At 44.1% G+C, this 13,386-nt stretch carries 11 protein-coding genes; 5 read left to right on the forward strand and 6 right to left on the reverse strand.

Annotated elements, in window-relative coordinates; all coding sequences use genetic code 11:
* Positions 1 to 155 precede the first annotated feature (155 nt).
* Positions 156 to 2,444, forward strand: coding sequence for an ATP-binding protein (locus GC093_RS22690; RefSeq protein ID WP_171654191.1), 2,289 nt, complete (start codon positions 156 to 158; stop codon positions 2,442 to 2,444).
* Between the two features lie 183 nt (positions 2,445 to 2,627).
* Here the strand turns inward: GC093_RS22690 and GC093_RS22695 are convergent, their stop codons facing one another.
* From GC093_RS22695 to GC093_RS22705, 3 genes are all read right to left on the reverse strand, one after another.
* Positions 2,628 to 3,203, reverse strand: a complete 576-nt coding sequence (locus GC093_RS22695; RefSeq protein ID WP_171654192.1) for a MepB family protein — start codon at positions 3,201 to 3,203, stop codon at positions 2,628 to 2,630.
* A gap of 74 nt (positions 3,204 to 3,277) precedes the next feature.
* Complete coding sequence (locus GC093_RS22700; protein ID WP_171654193.1) at positions 3,278 to 4,267, reverse strand: formylglycine-generating enzyme family protein; 990 nt, start codon at positions 4,265 to 4,267, stop codon at positions 3,278 to 3,280.
* 92 nt (positions 4,268 to 4,359) lie between these two features.
* Positions 4,360 to 5,571 (reverse strand): ROK family transcriptional regulator, encoded by a 1,212-nt coding sequence (locus GC093_RS22705; protein WP_171654194.1) that lies wholly within the window; start codon positions 5,569 to 5,571, stop codon positions 4,360 to 4,362.
* Positions 5,572 to 5,875: 304 nt separating this feature from the next.
* On the opposite strand from GC093_RS22705, the gene GC093_RS22710 reads away from it, so the two are divergent.
* The 3 genes from GC093_RS22710 (at position 5,876) to GC093_RS22720 (ending at position 9,229) form a co-directional block, all read left to right on the forward strand.
* Entirely contained in the window at positions 5,876 to 6,616 is a 741-nt protein-coding gene (locus tag GC093_RS22710) for a class I SAM-dependent methyltransferase (RefSeq protein WP_171654195.1), read from the forward strand.
* A gap of 6 nt (positions 6,617 to 6,622) precedes the next feature.
* On the forward strand, positions 6,623 to 7,597 hold the full coding sequence (locus GC093_RS22715; protein ID WP_171654196.1) for an MBL fold metallo-hydrolase: 975 nt from the start codon (positions 6,623 to 6,625) through the stop codon (positions 7,595 to 7,597).
* Positions 7,598 to 8,290: 693 nt separating this feature from the next.
* Positions 8,291 to 9,229 (forward strand): Ger(x)C family spore germination C-terminal domain-containing protein, encoded by a 939-nt coding sequence (locus tag GC093_RS22720; RefSeq protein ID WP_171654197.1) that lies wholly within the window; start codon positions 8,291 to 8,293, stop codon positions 9,227 to 9,229.
* Between the two features lie 43 nt (positions 9,230 to 9,272).
* Here the strand turns inward: GC093_RS22720 and ytvI are convergent, their stop codons facing one another.
* Both ytvI and GC093_RS22730 read right to left on the reverse strand, forming a co-directional pair.
* The gene (gene ytvI / locus GC093_RS22725) at positions 9,273 to 10,316 is read right to left on the reverse strand and encodes a sporulation integral membrane protein YtvI (RefSeq protein WP_171654198.1); all 1,044 of its coding nucleotides are present in this window, start codon (positions 10,314 to 10,316) and stop codon (positions 9,273 to 9,275) included.
* 86 nt (positions 10,317 to 10,402) lie between these two features.
* Entirely contained in the window at positions 10,403 to 11,707 is a 1,305-nt protein-coding gene (locus GC093_RS22730) for a hemolysin family protein (RefSeq protein ID WP_171654199.1), read from the reverse strand.
* Between the two features lie 263 nt (positions 11,708 to 11,970).
* On the opposite strand from GC093_RS22730, the gene GC093_RS22735 reads away from it, so the two are divergent.
* Positions 11,971 to 12,756 (forward strand): DUF1836 domain-containing protein, encoded by a 786-nt coding sequence (locus tag GC093_RS22735; RefSeq protein ID WP_171654200.1) that lies wholly within the window; start codon positions 11,971 to 11,973, stop codon positions 12,754 to 12,756.
* Between the two features lie 107 nt (positions 12,757 to 12,863).
* On the opposite strand, the gene GC093_RS22740 is transcribed toward GC093_RS22735, so the two are convergent.
* The gene (locus tag GC093_RS22740) at positions 12,864 to 13,385 is read right to left on the reverse strand and encodes a phosphatidylglycerophosphatase A family protein (RefSeq protein WP_171654201.1); all 522 of its coding nucleotides are present in this window, start codon (positions 13,383 to 13,385) and stop codon (positions 12,864 to 12,866) included.
* Position 13,386: the final 1 nt, after the last annotated feature.

Here is a 13,386-nt window from a genome sequence, read left to right on the forward strand (position 1 = left end):
TACAATTTATTGGAATTACTCCTTTTGTTTTTTTGATTTTATAGCACAGACATCGAAAACTTACATATTTTTACATTATAAAAAGAACCTGCGACAAAAAAAATCTGCTAGAATGTAAAATAGGACATGACATCATAGATATGGGGGACGGAATTTTGTCGATCAAAGTAAAGCTTACTATCTGTATTTCCCTACTCGTGGCTATTATCTTAACACTGAATATTTCCATCTATTATTTCACTTCTAAAGAAGAGCTTCAGGCCAACGCCACACAGCAAATGCTTACCATAGCGGAACAGATGAGTGCCTCTGTTGAAGTTTCGCAGCAAGCCCGCCAATACATAGAGGATATGATGGGCGAAAAGCTCAGGGCCACCGCAATAGCCGCTCAGGCCCAATTAAATCCCGATATCAGTAAGGTAACCAATGAAGAGCTGGTTGTTCTCAGCAAAGAACTGGGAATCGATAATCTTACTCTTTGGTCCAAGCTGGACAACGATATCGTAGCGCTCAAATCCTCCAATCCGAAAGAAATCAATTTAAGCTCTAAAAGCTGGGATTATTGGTATGCGGCTTTTTTGCAGCTATTCGATAAGCATAATGTCACCATCCAGCAAGGGCAGAGGCTGCCGAATTATTGGTCAGGCCCTATTAATTTTTCAACCTCCGATCCTTCTATAATCAATAAATGGGGAAACTATTACGACGGGACAACCAACTACATGATCAACCCGTATATGAATGCTAAAACAATTTTGGATTTTCAGCAGACCGCCGGAACCGAAGCCATAGTAAACAAATTGCTGCAGAAAAATCCGAACATTGTCGAGATTACCGGCTTTGATCCTGATTTTATTGGGAAAGCTCCGATTATTAAGATCAAGCAAGGCATCCCTGTCTATAACCTGGACGTTCGTGATGTTATTTTTGGGGCATACACCTATAAGGATGAAGAGAACGATGTGGTCAATATCCATAAGACAATCCAAACAGGGGAAATCATCACGACAGAAGCTAATCTTAACGGCAAACACATCATAAAAAGCTTTATTCCCGTCAAAGAAAACCATCCTTATGTCATCGGAATCAATTTCGACAGGAGTGCTATTGATCAGGTACTGAATCATCAGCTTTTTGTCCAGTGTATGATTTCATTGGGGCTTTGGCTCGTAACTATGGTTACTAGCTATTTTATGGCGGGGTTATTAATTCGACCTATTCATCAAATATTAGGAACAGTCAATGAAGTGGCGGCTGGTAATTTCGGCACCCTCACCAGCTCCCGACGCAATGATGAGCTTGGGCTTTTGTCCTCACGGGTAAATACGATGACGCTTAATTTAAGGAGCTATACGACTCAGCTTAAGGAAGCGGCGGAGGAACTTAGGAATACTAAGGAATATCTGGAATCATTGGTAAATCACACTTCGGATGCGATACATGTGTCGGATTTACAAGGAAATGTAACTCAAGCGAACAAAGCGTTCGAAACTATGTATGGATGGGGCTTGGACGAGGTGCTGGGCAAGCCGCTGACCAATATTCCCGAACCCTATTACGAAGAATACAACGATAAAGTACTCAGCATGCTTCAAGGCCACTCGGTAGCCGATTATGAAACCATCCGGTATGACAAAGATGGACGTCTACTCGATGTTAGTATAACGATATCGCCTATTCGCGATGAAATGGGCATTATCGTCGCTGTAGCCTCCATCACAAGAAACATTACCACACGAAAACAGACCGAAGAAGTATTAAGACGGTCGGAGAAGCTATCCCTCATTGGTCAGCTGGCCGCTGGCGTTGCTCATGAAATCCGCAATCCTTTGACCACATTGAAAGGATTCGTGCAGTTGCAGAAGCAGCTCAAGGGCCCACTAAAGGAAAGCTACTTGGATATAATGCTCACTGAATTGGACAGGATCAATTTTATTGTCGGCGAATTTCTCGTCTTGGCCAAACCTCAGGCCACGCACTTTCAGCTGGCTGATATAAGGGATATTTTGAAGGACATGGGAATGCTTCTGGAATTACAAGCGATTTTAAATAATGTTGAAATTGATCTCCAGTTTGCCGAGGAGGTTCCACTTATTCATTGCGAGGTTAACCAATTAAAACAGGTTTTCATTAACGTACTTAAAAATGCGATCGAGGCTATGCCCGACTCCGGCAAAATCATTATCGAGCTGTTCAGTCCCAACAGTGACCATGTAGTGATCCGGGTTACTGACCAAGGCTGCGGTATTCCGGAAGAGTATCTGAAGCGGGTTGGCGAACCTTTTTTTACCATTAAGGAAAATGGAAACGGCCTAGGAATTATGGTGACTCAAAGGATTATCAACAACCATAAAGGAAGTATTACCATTCAGAGTACTCCCGGTGAAGGAACCTGTGTGGAAATCATTTTACCCTGTGCTCCTGTGGAAGAACGGCAGCCCTGACCTCTTAAATAATATGAGCGCACACGGTAATCACAAGCAAAACCACTCTAGTATGTATAATTCAGGTGAACCAAATACGGATCACCGCATGGCAGTTCAATTTGAGGTGCCACGCGGTGATGTCCGTATAACGGAAGTGCTATGAATGAGTAAACACATTGTTATGGATATAGGGGGGGCCACTTACGATTTGGAACCGTAAAGCGTTTGAGCACGAACCATATCTATGGGTAGATTCATAGGGATCTCTAGGAAATATTTCAACTGCCAATCTTGAGTTTTTTGTGCCTGTCGGCTCGTAGGCTTGTCCCAGGGCGGATAAACGCGTATTGCTCTTTTACCACCCTTACCTTCTTTGGATACTATATCTCGATCACATAGTACAGCTTTTGGAAATATAAACTGACCCAAATTACTACCTTCGCGTGTACTAATAACGAAAAGATCGACTGGGTCTGACACGTCATAGGGTTGGATAGGTCCCTCCCCAATTCTCTCCCATAAAGTCACAAATTGCCCGATCTTTGTAGGAGTAAGTTTTGCGACACGAAATCTTATGGAGAGAGCATTCAAGTTAAATACATAAGCACCATATTCAGCATTTTGTGCTTCTTGGCGTGGGCGAGAGCAATCAAGCCTGCACGGATTATAAATAAGATCCTTGGTTGCAAGTAGGTCACTATGAATCATGTCAGAGGAAGTCCAAGAATGCTGATTGCTAAGGCATGCTTCTGAAAAGTCTCGATTTTTTTCGTCCATCTGTTTAAATCCCCCAACTGAATCTCATGTTGCTATCTATTGCAGCTTTTCATGTTCACTACCAATAAAGCTCACTATCTTAATGCGTCAGCTGCACAGCGGAAGCCCATGTTGCCTGCTGAGCTGTCTGGTGTGTTGGAGCTGCGAGCAGCAACCCGGTAACGGTTGCAGTAAGATTTATGACACAAGTAAGAACCTCCACGCATGACACGCGATAGGCCCTTCTGTGGGCCTTGCGGATTGGAGCGAGGACCGTTAATATGCCACGTTGGGTTGAACCAGTCAGCGCACCATTCCCACACATTACCGGATACATTATACAAACCGTAACCATTCGGCTGGAACGAATGAGCCGGAGCCGTTCCAGCGTAGCCGTCACTCTGATTATTTTTATCAGGAAATTTACCTTGCCATATGTTGCATAGATGCTCGCTGCCTGGCTTCAGCAAGTCGCCCCAAGGGTAGCGTTTTTGCACGAGGCCGCCCCGCGCCGCATATTCCCATTCCGCTTCTGTTGGCAGACGTTTACCTGACCACCTGCAGTAAGCGGAAGCATCATTCCATGAAACATGGATAACCGGATGGTCCAGCCGATCCTCTATGGATGAATCTGGGCCTTCTGGATGTGCCCAATCAGCTCCTTCTACATTCCACCACCAAGGTGTGTTTTGTACGACGTGCTTTACTTGGGCAGCGGTTTCAGAAGAAACAAATAGATGGAAAACGAAAGACCAACCGAAGGCTTCTGCTTCCGTTTTATAGCCGGTTGCCTGGACGAATTCGCGGAATTCACTATTGGTGACAGAGTAAGGAGCAATGTAGAAGGGGCTGACGGATACGGTCCGCACAGGACCTTCTCCGTCTTGTGGAAAGCCTTCCTGATCGTCCGTACCCATCAGGAAATCACCGCCAGACAAATAAATCATCCCGTCTGTTGCTGGAGTAGGGGAGTGAGTGCCTATAGGGGCAGCGTTATCCGTTACATGGATGCTGTCTAACTTTACGCTTTGCGCAGCAGATCTGCTTGTTGAGCTGCAGCAGGAAGGTTTGGCTGATTCGTTCATAGTTATCCTCCTAAGGGCTTTCCATTATGGAAGCCTGCTTCGTAAGTATTTACTGGACTTTCCTAGAGGGAATCCCGCATAGTGCATAAGCTTTAGACTTCAGTCAATTGATTAATAATCATGATCGCGGCGCCTGTGACTAATGCTTCCTCACCCAAATGGCCTTGACTGAAAACGACCTGATAGGTTGGATAATGGTAGGTATTGCGTATCGCAACGCGTGTAGCCATTTGAAAGAAGCTAGGATGGCTGCTGATCAATGATCCACCGAGAATGACTTTCTCTGGATGCAAAATGTTCAACAGATTGGACAGGCCTATGCCGAAATAGGTCGCTGCTTGTGAGTAAATTTCGACGGTTAGAGGGTCGTTTTCTTTTAAAGCTTGAACCAAGTGCGTGAAACTGATTTTATCCGGATCCTTTTCCATATACCTAAGTGAGCTTTCACGTCCTTGCTTTAACCGCGAATGTGCTTTCTGTTCCAAAGCATGGATAGACGCGAATGTTTCCAGACATCCATAGTTGCCATGATCTCCAAGCCTTGGACCGTCCGTCTGAATAATCATTTGTCCGATGGATCCTTCCATGTCGACAGCGCCATACACCACTTTTCCATTGGACATCATAGCGGATCGGATTCCGACGCCTACATGGACGTAAAGTAAATGGCGATAGTCGCGGTTGCGATCTGACCATGATTCACCTATGATTGCAGTGTTTGCACCGTTATCGAGTGAAATGGGGAACCCAAGCTTCTCTTGCAAAAAGCTGGTTATATGAACATCACGCCAACCGGCCGCAGGAAAATATAACGGCTCCATGATAACCCCCGCAAAGCGATCCAAGGGTCCAACAGCCCCGATTCCCATACCAAGTACACCATCTGCTGTAAGTCCATGAGCTTCCATCATAGCAAGCGCTGTCTCAGCGATTTCATTTAGAAGGCGTACAGGCGTCATATTTTCGTCCATTATCCAGCTTTTGGATTCCAGTTTGTTCATATGCAAGTCGCATAAAATCAGCTTGGAGCTCATTCGGGAAATATCAAGGCCGAATACATGGCCCGCCAACGGATTAGTCTGGTATAGAATGGGGCGTCTGCCTCCAGTTGATTCTCCGAATCCAGCTTCTACAAGCCAGCCCTGTGCCGTTAATTCCTCAAGGGTTCGGGTTAGAGTGCTGCCTGTCATTTGACTTTGTTCTAACAAATCAATTTTGGATACAGTGCCCTGGCGCCGAATGAGCTCGTATATTTCCTTGTGTTTGCGGCTGCCGATTCTTTCATGTATGGATAATAACTGCATGGTTAGCCTTAACCCCCACTTATCCCCGGAAAGCCTTATACAGCAAAAAAAGTTTCCCGCAGCATCTTATCTGACTATTTTTTTGAACATCGCTAGTATCGTTTGTGAGCTTACATTTAAGCTTACATTATACACCAGTAACCAGCTCTAAACCATAGAACAATATGCGGAATCAACCTGAAGTCATTGTGACATCCTTGCGAAGTTTGGTAAGATAAGAGTACTGCATTTGCAGATCATACGACTTAATAATTCATTTCTATATTATGGTAATTATTTTCAGGAACTCTAAGGAGAGAAGATCATGTCAGAATGGTACAAAAAAAGCTTTGGCGATGATTATTTATTAGTATATAAACACCGGGATCTTGAGGGAGCCTATAACGAGGTCAAACGGATGATGGAATGGCTTCAACTGCCAGCTGGGGCCGAGGTGCTTGATTTATGCTGTGGAATGGGAAGGCATTCGATGGCGCTGACTGATTTCGGCTTCAAGGTGACCGGAGTTGATTTGTCAGACGTACTGCTTCGAGAAGCAGTACGTATAGATACGGAAGAGAAGGTTCGTTGGCTGCAAGGGGATATGCGCGAGGTGCCGCTAAGCGAAACTTATGATGCGGTAGTTAACTTGTTTACTTCGTTTGGTTATTTTGAAGAGGCTGATGAGAATGAAAAGGTATTACGGGAAATTCACCGATTGCTTTCCCCAGAACACGGGCAGTTCATTATAGACTTTTTAAATCCTGATTATGTAATCGCGAATTTAGTTCCTTTTTCGAAGCGGGAGGAAGGGGATTGCATCATAGAGGAAACTCGTAAAATTGAGGAGGGCTTTGTGCGGAAAAGTATAGTTATCCGTGAGCCTGGCACACAAGAGCGTACGTATTCGGAGCAAGTAAAGCTGTTAGGACTCGATACATTCTTAGGTATGTTGGATAATGCTGGACTTGATGTGCAACATATATATGGTGGCTATGATGCTTCTCCCTACAATAAAGCCGATTCGAAACGGATGATTTTCGTTGGGCGCCGGAAAGGAAATTAATACTCCATGAGCCTATTTACCTTACATAATGATTCTATATACCAGATCAAATCGCCACTTCCCTTTCCGCTTCGTTGGGTCAACAGCTATTTGATCCGAGGCGTGGACGGATATACGTTAATTGATCCGGGCCTGCATACAGAAGCAGCGGAGTCTTTCTGGGCGCAGGTGATGAATGAGCTTGGCATAGGCTTTCGGGATATTGAGCAGATCGTGTTGACTCATCATCATCCTGATCATTACGGTCTTGCCGGTTATTTTCAAGAGCGCTCGAATGCTCCGGTCCGTATGTCTTCTGTAGGCTACGAGCAGGTAAATCTGCTGTGGGGAGAAGGGCAGCCGATGACCGCGTCATTGCTGCGTCTCTTTACCAGTCATGGGATGCCAGACGAAATGCTGCTGTCCATGCAGGATCATATGGACAGCTTTGTCTCCATGGTATCGCCGCAGCCGAAGGTATCGATGATTACCATTGGCGATAGCATAAGACTGGGTGATCACGAGTACGAAACCCTGCATACTCCGGGCCATGCAGCGGGGCATGTGTGCTTCTACAGAGCGGAAACCAAAGAAATGTTGTGCGGTGACCATGTAATACCGCAGATATCCCCGAACGTTAGCTATCTGCCTGGGGGAATCGATGAGAATCCACTTGGAAGCTTTTTGCAAAGCCTTGAAGAAATAGGCCGCTATGAGGTGGCATGGGCTTACCCGGGACATCGGGAGCCTTTTGAGAAGTTTGGGTTGCGGACACAAGAGCTCATCCTGCATCATGAGTCACGGTTGGAGCTGATGCGGGGGATGCTGATTGAACGACCGCAGACGGCCTACGAGGTATGCCGGAATACCTTCGGTCACAAGCTGACCCTTCATCAGCTTAGGTTTGCTCTTTCCGAGACGCTGGCGCATCTTATTTATTTGCGTGAAACAGGGATGGTTAAGCAAGTAGAACAAGAAGCCATGGCATACTTTCAAGCATAGGCTTATATATAGTCTCTTCTCCTGAGAACATCCGTCTAATAGGCGGATGTTTTTATTGTATCTTGTATAGAATATATGAAATATTTACTGCGCTAAAGGAATAAAGGGTGAGCGAGCACCCTGACTTACTTACATGTTTAGAAGCCTAATCCGAGTGGAACTCAGATATCCTGTTAAATTACAGCCATATCCAAAGAAGTGAACGAGAATAGTGGAAGTATTTGTTCCTTTATCTCCTTGAAAACTCAAAAAACAGAGAGATAACGGAACAGCTAGTTCCTTTATCTCTCTGTTTTTGTGCATAGTACGCCTATTCATCCAAAATAACGGAATTCTGACTTCCGCTATCGCCATAAATTGGAGGCGGCAGGTGAAATAACGGAAATACCTGTTCCACTAAAATTTATCAGGGCTCATAGCAGCCTCACAAATACACTTACAAAAAATCCCCAGATCATTGAGTACATTAGAGATCTTAAGCTCTCATCGAAGACGTATGTTGCCAGTTGCAAGCCGACGTCCACTTGTGCAGGACAAAGATCGTTCGTGCATAGGGGCAGTGATTCCGATTTACTTGGAAGCCTCTAAGCTTTTTCACGCAGGTTGTTAAGATTCATTTCCTTGCATGATTATGGTTGAATTTGGGAACGCTGAGATCATCGGTTTTGTTTATCAAGAAAGGGTGTACGAAGGATGAGGATGGTCGATGGAAGGATTATGCTTCTTGCCTCAGTAATGCTAGCGCTTTTATCCGGATGCTCAGAAAATCATAAAGCCAAAGCTACTGCTGGGGCTGATACAGCAGCAAATACAGTATCACAGGTAATAGCTGTAGATGTATCGGCACAAGGGAATGTGAGGATGACGAGTTTGCCTCGAGGAATAACGGCGTTAACTGCTGCGGAAACACCACCTGTTATTCTGCTTGGCACGGAATTTGTAGAACGGCATGGTACAGCGCCTAACGGAGGAAAGCTGCCCTATCAGGCGTCTCAGCAGCTGGATGGGCCGCAGCCACTCGTAGCGATGGTGGAGGGGGCTGCAGATGTGTTTATAGGGCAAGCTCCACTCACGGCTTGGCTGCCTGAGCTGCAGCTTATTGAGAGTGGCCTACAGCAGTTTAAGCATCGGATGGACGGGGATGGTAGAAGGCATGACACACTTGTACCCTATTTAAGAATGCAAGCACAGAATAGCGGCGCAGCAGGAGTTGAAGTGAAGGCGGCAGTGCTTCGTGGTCGCGGACCCGCTCTCTTCTTAAATGCAGATGAGCTGGGGCTGTTAGCTTGTCTGGATGGTCAGGCCGTGGAGACTGGAGGCCGGAGCTTAAGCTGTCATACTGAATGGAGCAGCAATGGAGATTTGAAAGCTCCCAGAATTAATGGGGCGGTCACCGTTACCGTGAAGCAAGTGAAGCAGGATGATCGGCTGATGCTTAACCGAGAAATATCAGAGAAGACAATGGCTCAGAATATGACCGAGCTTGTGCATAGATTGCAGCTGCAAGGAACAGATCCGCTTGATATCGGACGAACGGTGCGTTCTCTTTACCGCGGCGTCTGGACTCATGAGCGTTGGCGGCAAGCTTTTTCTCATGCTGAAATAGCCATCAGACTCCGCCTAATATCATGATTCAAAAGGAATCGACCAGCCGCATAAGGGCTGGTCGATTTTTTTACAAATCAATTTTAATTTTGGCTATCCCGGCCTTCTTAAGTGCCTGGAAAAATATAATGACAATCGGGCCGAGAAATAAACCAGCTACACCTATTAATTTAAATCCGATGTACAAGCTGGCCAGAGTTGCCAGAGCACTTATCCCTACGGCATCTCCCACAATTTTCGGTTCGACTATTCGACGGAATACGGTGATGACAAGAAACAAGATGAGAAGACCAATAGCCAGATTCAAGTCCCCTTGAATAAAGCTATAAGCAGCCCATGGAACTAACACGGAGCCTGTGCCTAGAATAGGCAGCAGATCAACGATTATAATTATTAGAGCTATCGCCAAAGGATACCCTGTTCCTAGAAATAACAGCCCAATTAAAGTCACTATGTATGTAAGGACACTGATCAAGATTTGAGCTTTCAGAAAACCAATAATCGCTTCACGAAGATGACTCAGGACACTTTCCATCTTACCGCGGGTCCCATCTGAAAACCAATGGAGGAAGGTTCGTTTTATTTGCTCCAAACCAATACTGATTAAGAATAGAGCTAGGATAAATACAATCGAGAATATTAATAAGTTAGGCAGTGTTTTAGCTACATTCAATATCATTCCGGAGGCTGAGGAGATAATGCGATTAAGGCCATCCGTTAATGAATCCACCCCCATAATCAGCCCACTTTGAATATAACCCGCCCATTCCACTGGAAATGATCTATAAATAATCCCTTGACCCGTCAATGCTTCCTTCACAAAGAGATCGACTTCGCTAAGTATCATCGGGATTTTTCCTACGAATTCTACAAACTCCAAATAAATTTTCAATCCTATGAGAAAAAAAGCGCTAAGAATCCCCGCAATCAATAAAGAGCATGTTATTGCAGCACTCACAATGCGGTTAAACCGGAACTTCCTCATCATCCAGAGTACAACCGGTTCCAATAGAATGGCGATAAGTAAAGCCAACAAAAAAGGAAAGCCTACTGTAAAAAGACCATATAACAATAAGATCGATACAACAATAAATACAATCGTCTTAAGAGGCATCCAGATCTCTCCTTAAAGATAAAGCCGGGAGTGATCCCGGCTTCCAATCATATTATCCTGACTATTACTAATTGTGGAAGTTGTGTTTATTCTACAGTTGAGGCAGGCGATAGCTTCTGAATTTCAATTTTACGAATTCGGTGGCTATCTTTTTTGAGGATCACGAATGAGACGTCATCATAATTCCACCTTTTTCCGGCTTCCAGATCTGGGATTTGAGTGTATAACCATCCGCCAATGGTATCGACGTCCTCATTAATCAGATTGGTACCTAGTAAATCATTAACCTCATGCAATAAAACTTTTCCATCAAAAATATAATTGTTATCGTCGATTTTTTCGATCTCCTTGACTTCATCCGCATCGAACTCATCTCTAATTTCCCCGACAATCTCCTCAAGGATATCTTCCATAGTAATGAGCCCGGAGGTTCCGCCATACTCATCGACGAGAATCGCGATGTGAACACGTTCCTTCTGCATCCTCTTTAATAAAGTGTTAACCGGAATATATTCAGGAACCGTAAGTACAGGCTGTACTAAAGATTTGAAATCAAATTCCTCAGGATTATTATCATAATTCAAGAAAAAATGCTTCGTATTAATAATCCCTACAATGTTATCCTTACTTTCTTGGGCGATAGGAAAACGAGTGTATTGCTCGCGGCGAATGATTTTCAAGTTCTCCTCAAGGGATCGATCCGAAAAGAGACAGATCATATCGGTACGAGGAACCATGATCTCTCTTGCTAGCATATCATCAAAAGCAAATATTTTATTTACGTATCCGTACTCGGTTTTATTAATTTTGCCGCTTTGATAGCTTTCCGATACGATAATTTGAATCTCTTGCTCCGAGTGGGCTTCCTCATGTTCGGTTGCAGGTTTTAATCCAAATAGCTTAATTAGCTGATTCGCGGAGCCGTTAAGAACCCAAATAAAAGGGTACATGATTTTGGAAAACCAGATAATAGGCGTAGCGGTAAGCAAGCTGATCTGCTCGGCTTTTTGAATGGCTAGTGATTTAGGAGCCAGCTCACCCAACACTACATGAATATAAGTAATAAATACAAAAGCAATAATGAAAGACACAATTTGGTTTAAATCCTCGCTCAAATTAAGCGATTGAAATAAGGGATGGAGGATCTTTTCAACGGTCGGTTCGCCGAGCCACCCTAATCCCAAAGCAGTGATAGTTATGCCCAGCTGACAAGCGGACAAATAGCCATCGAGATTTCCTATTACTTTCTGTACCGCAATTGCGTTCTTACGTCCCTCAAGCACCAACTGGTCGACCCGGCTGGAACGCAATCTGATAATTGCGAACTCCGTTGCAACAAAAAATGCGGAAAGCAAGATCAAAATTGCCACTAAAAACAAATTGAAGCCCATATCTACCTTCCTTTAGTAAAGAGTATTTGAACTTCATCGAATGAGTTCTTATGAACTTATTATAATACATGTCATTGGAATAACAAAGCTGAATGAAGGGCTGCCTGACTCAGAATGGGGCTATTTTGATTCATTAGAACGGCAAATCCTAAGGATATCTACAAATATCTCCTTTGACAAACTATTTCCTTAGTTTTATGATGAGTTCAAATGAACTTATAATCAGAAAAGAATGTAGCAGTGCGTAGAAGGAGGGGCTCACATTGGAAACTTTTACTCTAACTCGTAAAGAAATGGCAATTATGCTCCTCTCTATGAAAGGAAGGGCAACTAAAACACCTATAACGGTTTTGCGAGAGGCTTGGAAAAAAAACCATCGAACTGATGTAGAGCAAGGTACCCCTCTATCTGCATTCCTGTCGACCCATCTGCCTCCGGTTCTTGAAAAAATGATAAAAAACGACAGTGTTGGAGGCTTTTCCTTACTGGATATAGTATCTCTAGGCAATCAAATAGAATATACGAATGTTTCCATTACTTCTATGCAAAATTGGGTTAAAAGAGATTTTAAAGATTTTTTAGGATCGCCCAAGGAAGGGAAAAAATATTCAATCGATCAGGCCGCTATGCTGTTTATTATTGATGATCTGAAGAACTGTCTGGATTTCGAGTCGATACGTAAATTATTCCAAATTACGTTCCAACAGCCGGATGATGAAACGGACGATCTACTGGGGCCAACCGATCTGTATGTGGCCTACAACAGTCTGTTTGAAGAAATGGACGCTAATAATGACCAGCTTCTTGATGTGCAAGGACATGGTGCGGGTAAACCTAATTATGATGCGTTGACGGAATCGACCATTCGGCATAAAGCAGACCAATATGTGTACAATCTCAGTCATTTGAATCCTCAGCAAAAAGAAGCACTTCGCAATTTGCTGTTTATATCGATGGTTTCCGTACAAACCGCTTATTTTCATTCATTAGCACGTAGATACTTAAACGGAACTTTATTTCTTCATAACTTGCATGGCCCCAATGATTAGATTACAAACAAATTAGCCTCCCTAACCACTGAATAGTGGAGGGAGGCTAATTTGTTTGTACAGCGTTATGCAATCAATGTACCCAATAAACGGGCGCAATTGATTGCTCATGATTGCGGTTGCTGATCTTCCTTCTCAGCTTGTTTGCGATGGGCGATCCGACTACTTGCTGCTGCCGCAATTGCCCCGACTATATCATCCAGGAAAGTATGCTTATGCTCTCCGTGCTTATCATTGAGCATTTTCAGAATCCCTGGCTTCAGCTTATCGACATAACCGAAATTTGTAAATCCGATGCTCCCGTACACATTAACGATGGACAGGGCAAGTATCTCATCGCAGCCATAAAGTCCCTCATCGTTCTCGATCATTTCCTGTAGAGGAGCGAGCAGCTTGCCTTCCTCCGCAAGTATATCCAGCTGGATCCCTGTAAGGATCGCATTTTGAACCTCACGTTTCTGAATAACTGCTTCCACGCTTATTACGGCTTCATCCATCGTTAGGCCTGGATAGTAATCCTTTTGCAGAAAAAAGGTTAATTCCGCAATGTCCAGGGTGGTTACTCCGCGTTGCTTCAGCCAGTCGTTCGCTGCCTGTGCTACCAGCTTCGAATTCAAATTGTATGTCATA

This window comes from Paenibacillus foliorum (assembly GCF_013141765.1).
GTDB classification, from domain to species: domain Bacteria; phylum Bacillota; class Bacilli; order Paenibacillales; family NBRC-103111; genus Paenibacillus_S; species Paenibacillus_S foliorum.

Bases quoted from the DNA above. Each gene is read 5' to 3' on its own strand.
- GC093_RS22695 (WP_171654192.1), bottom strand. From the start codon at position 3,203: ATGGACGAAAAAAATCGAGACTTTTCAGAAGCATGCCTTAGCAATCAG.
- GC093_RS22700 (WP_171654193.1), bottom strand. From the start codon at position 4,267: ATGAACGAATCAGCCAAACCTTCCTGCTGCAGCTCAACAAGCAGATCT.
- GC093_RS22705 (WP_171654194.1), bottom strand. From the start codon at position 5,571: ATGCAGTTATTATCCATACATGAAAGAATCGGCAGCCGCAAACACAAG.
- GC093_RS22710 (WP_171654195.1), top strand. From the start codon at position 5,876: ATGTCAGAATGGTACAAAAAAAGCTTTGGCGATGATTATTTATTAGTA.
- GC093_RS22715 (WP_171654196.1), top strand. From the start codon at position 6,623: ATGAGCCTATTTACCTTACATAATGATTCTATATACCAGATCAAATCG.
- GC093_RS22720 (WP_171654197.1), top strand. From the start codon at position 8,291: ATGAGGATGGTCGATGGAAGGATTATGCTTCTTGCCTCAGTAATGCTA.
- ytvI (WP_171654198.1), bottom strand. From the start codon at position 10,316: ATGCCTCTTAAGACGATTGTATTTATTGTTGTATCGATCTTATTGTTA.
- GC093_RS22730 (WP_171654199.1), bottom strand. From the start codon at position 11,707: ATGGGCTTCAATTTGTTTTTAGTGGCAATTTTGATCTTGCTTTCCGCA.
- GC093_RS22740 (WP_171654201.1), bottom strand. From the start codon at position 13,385: ATGACATACAATTTGAATTCGAAGCTGGTAGCACAGGCAGCGAACGAC.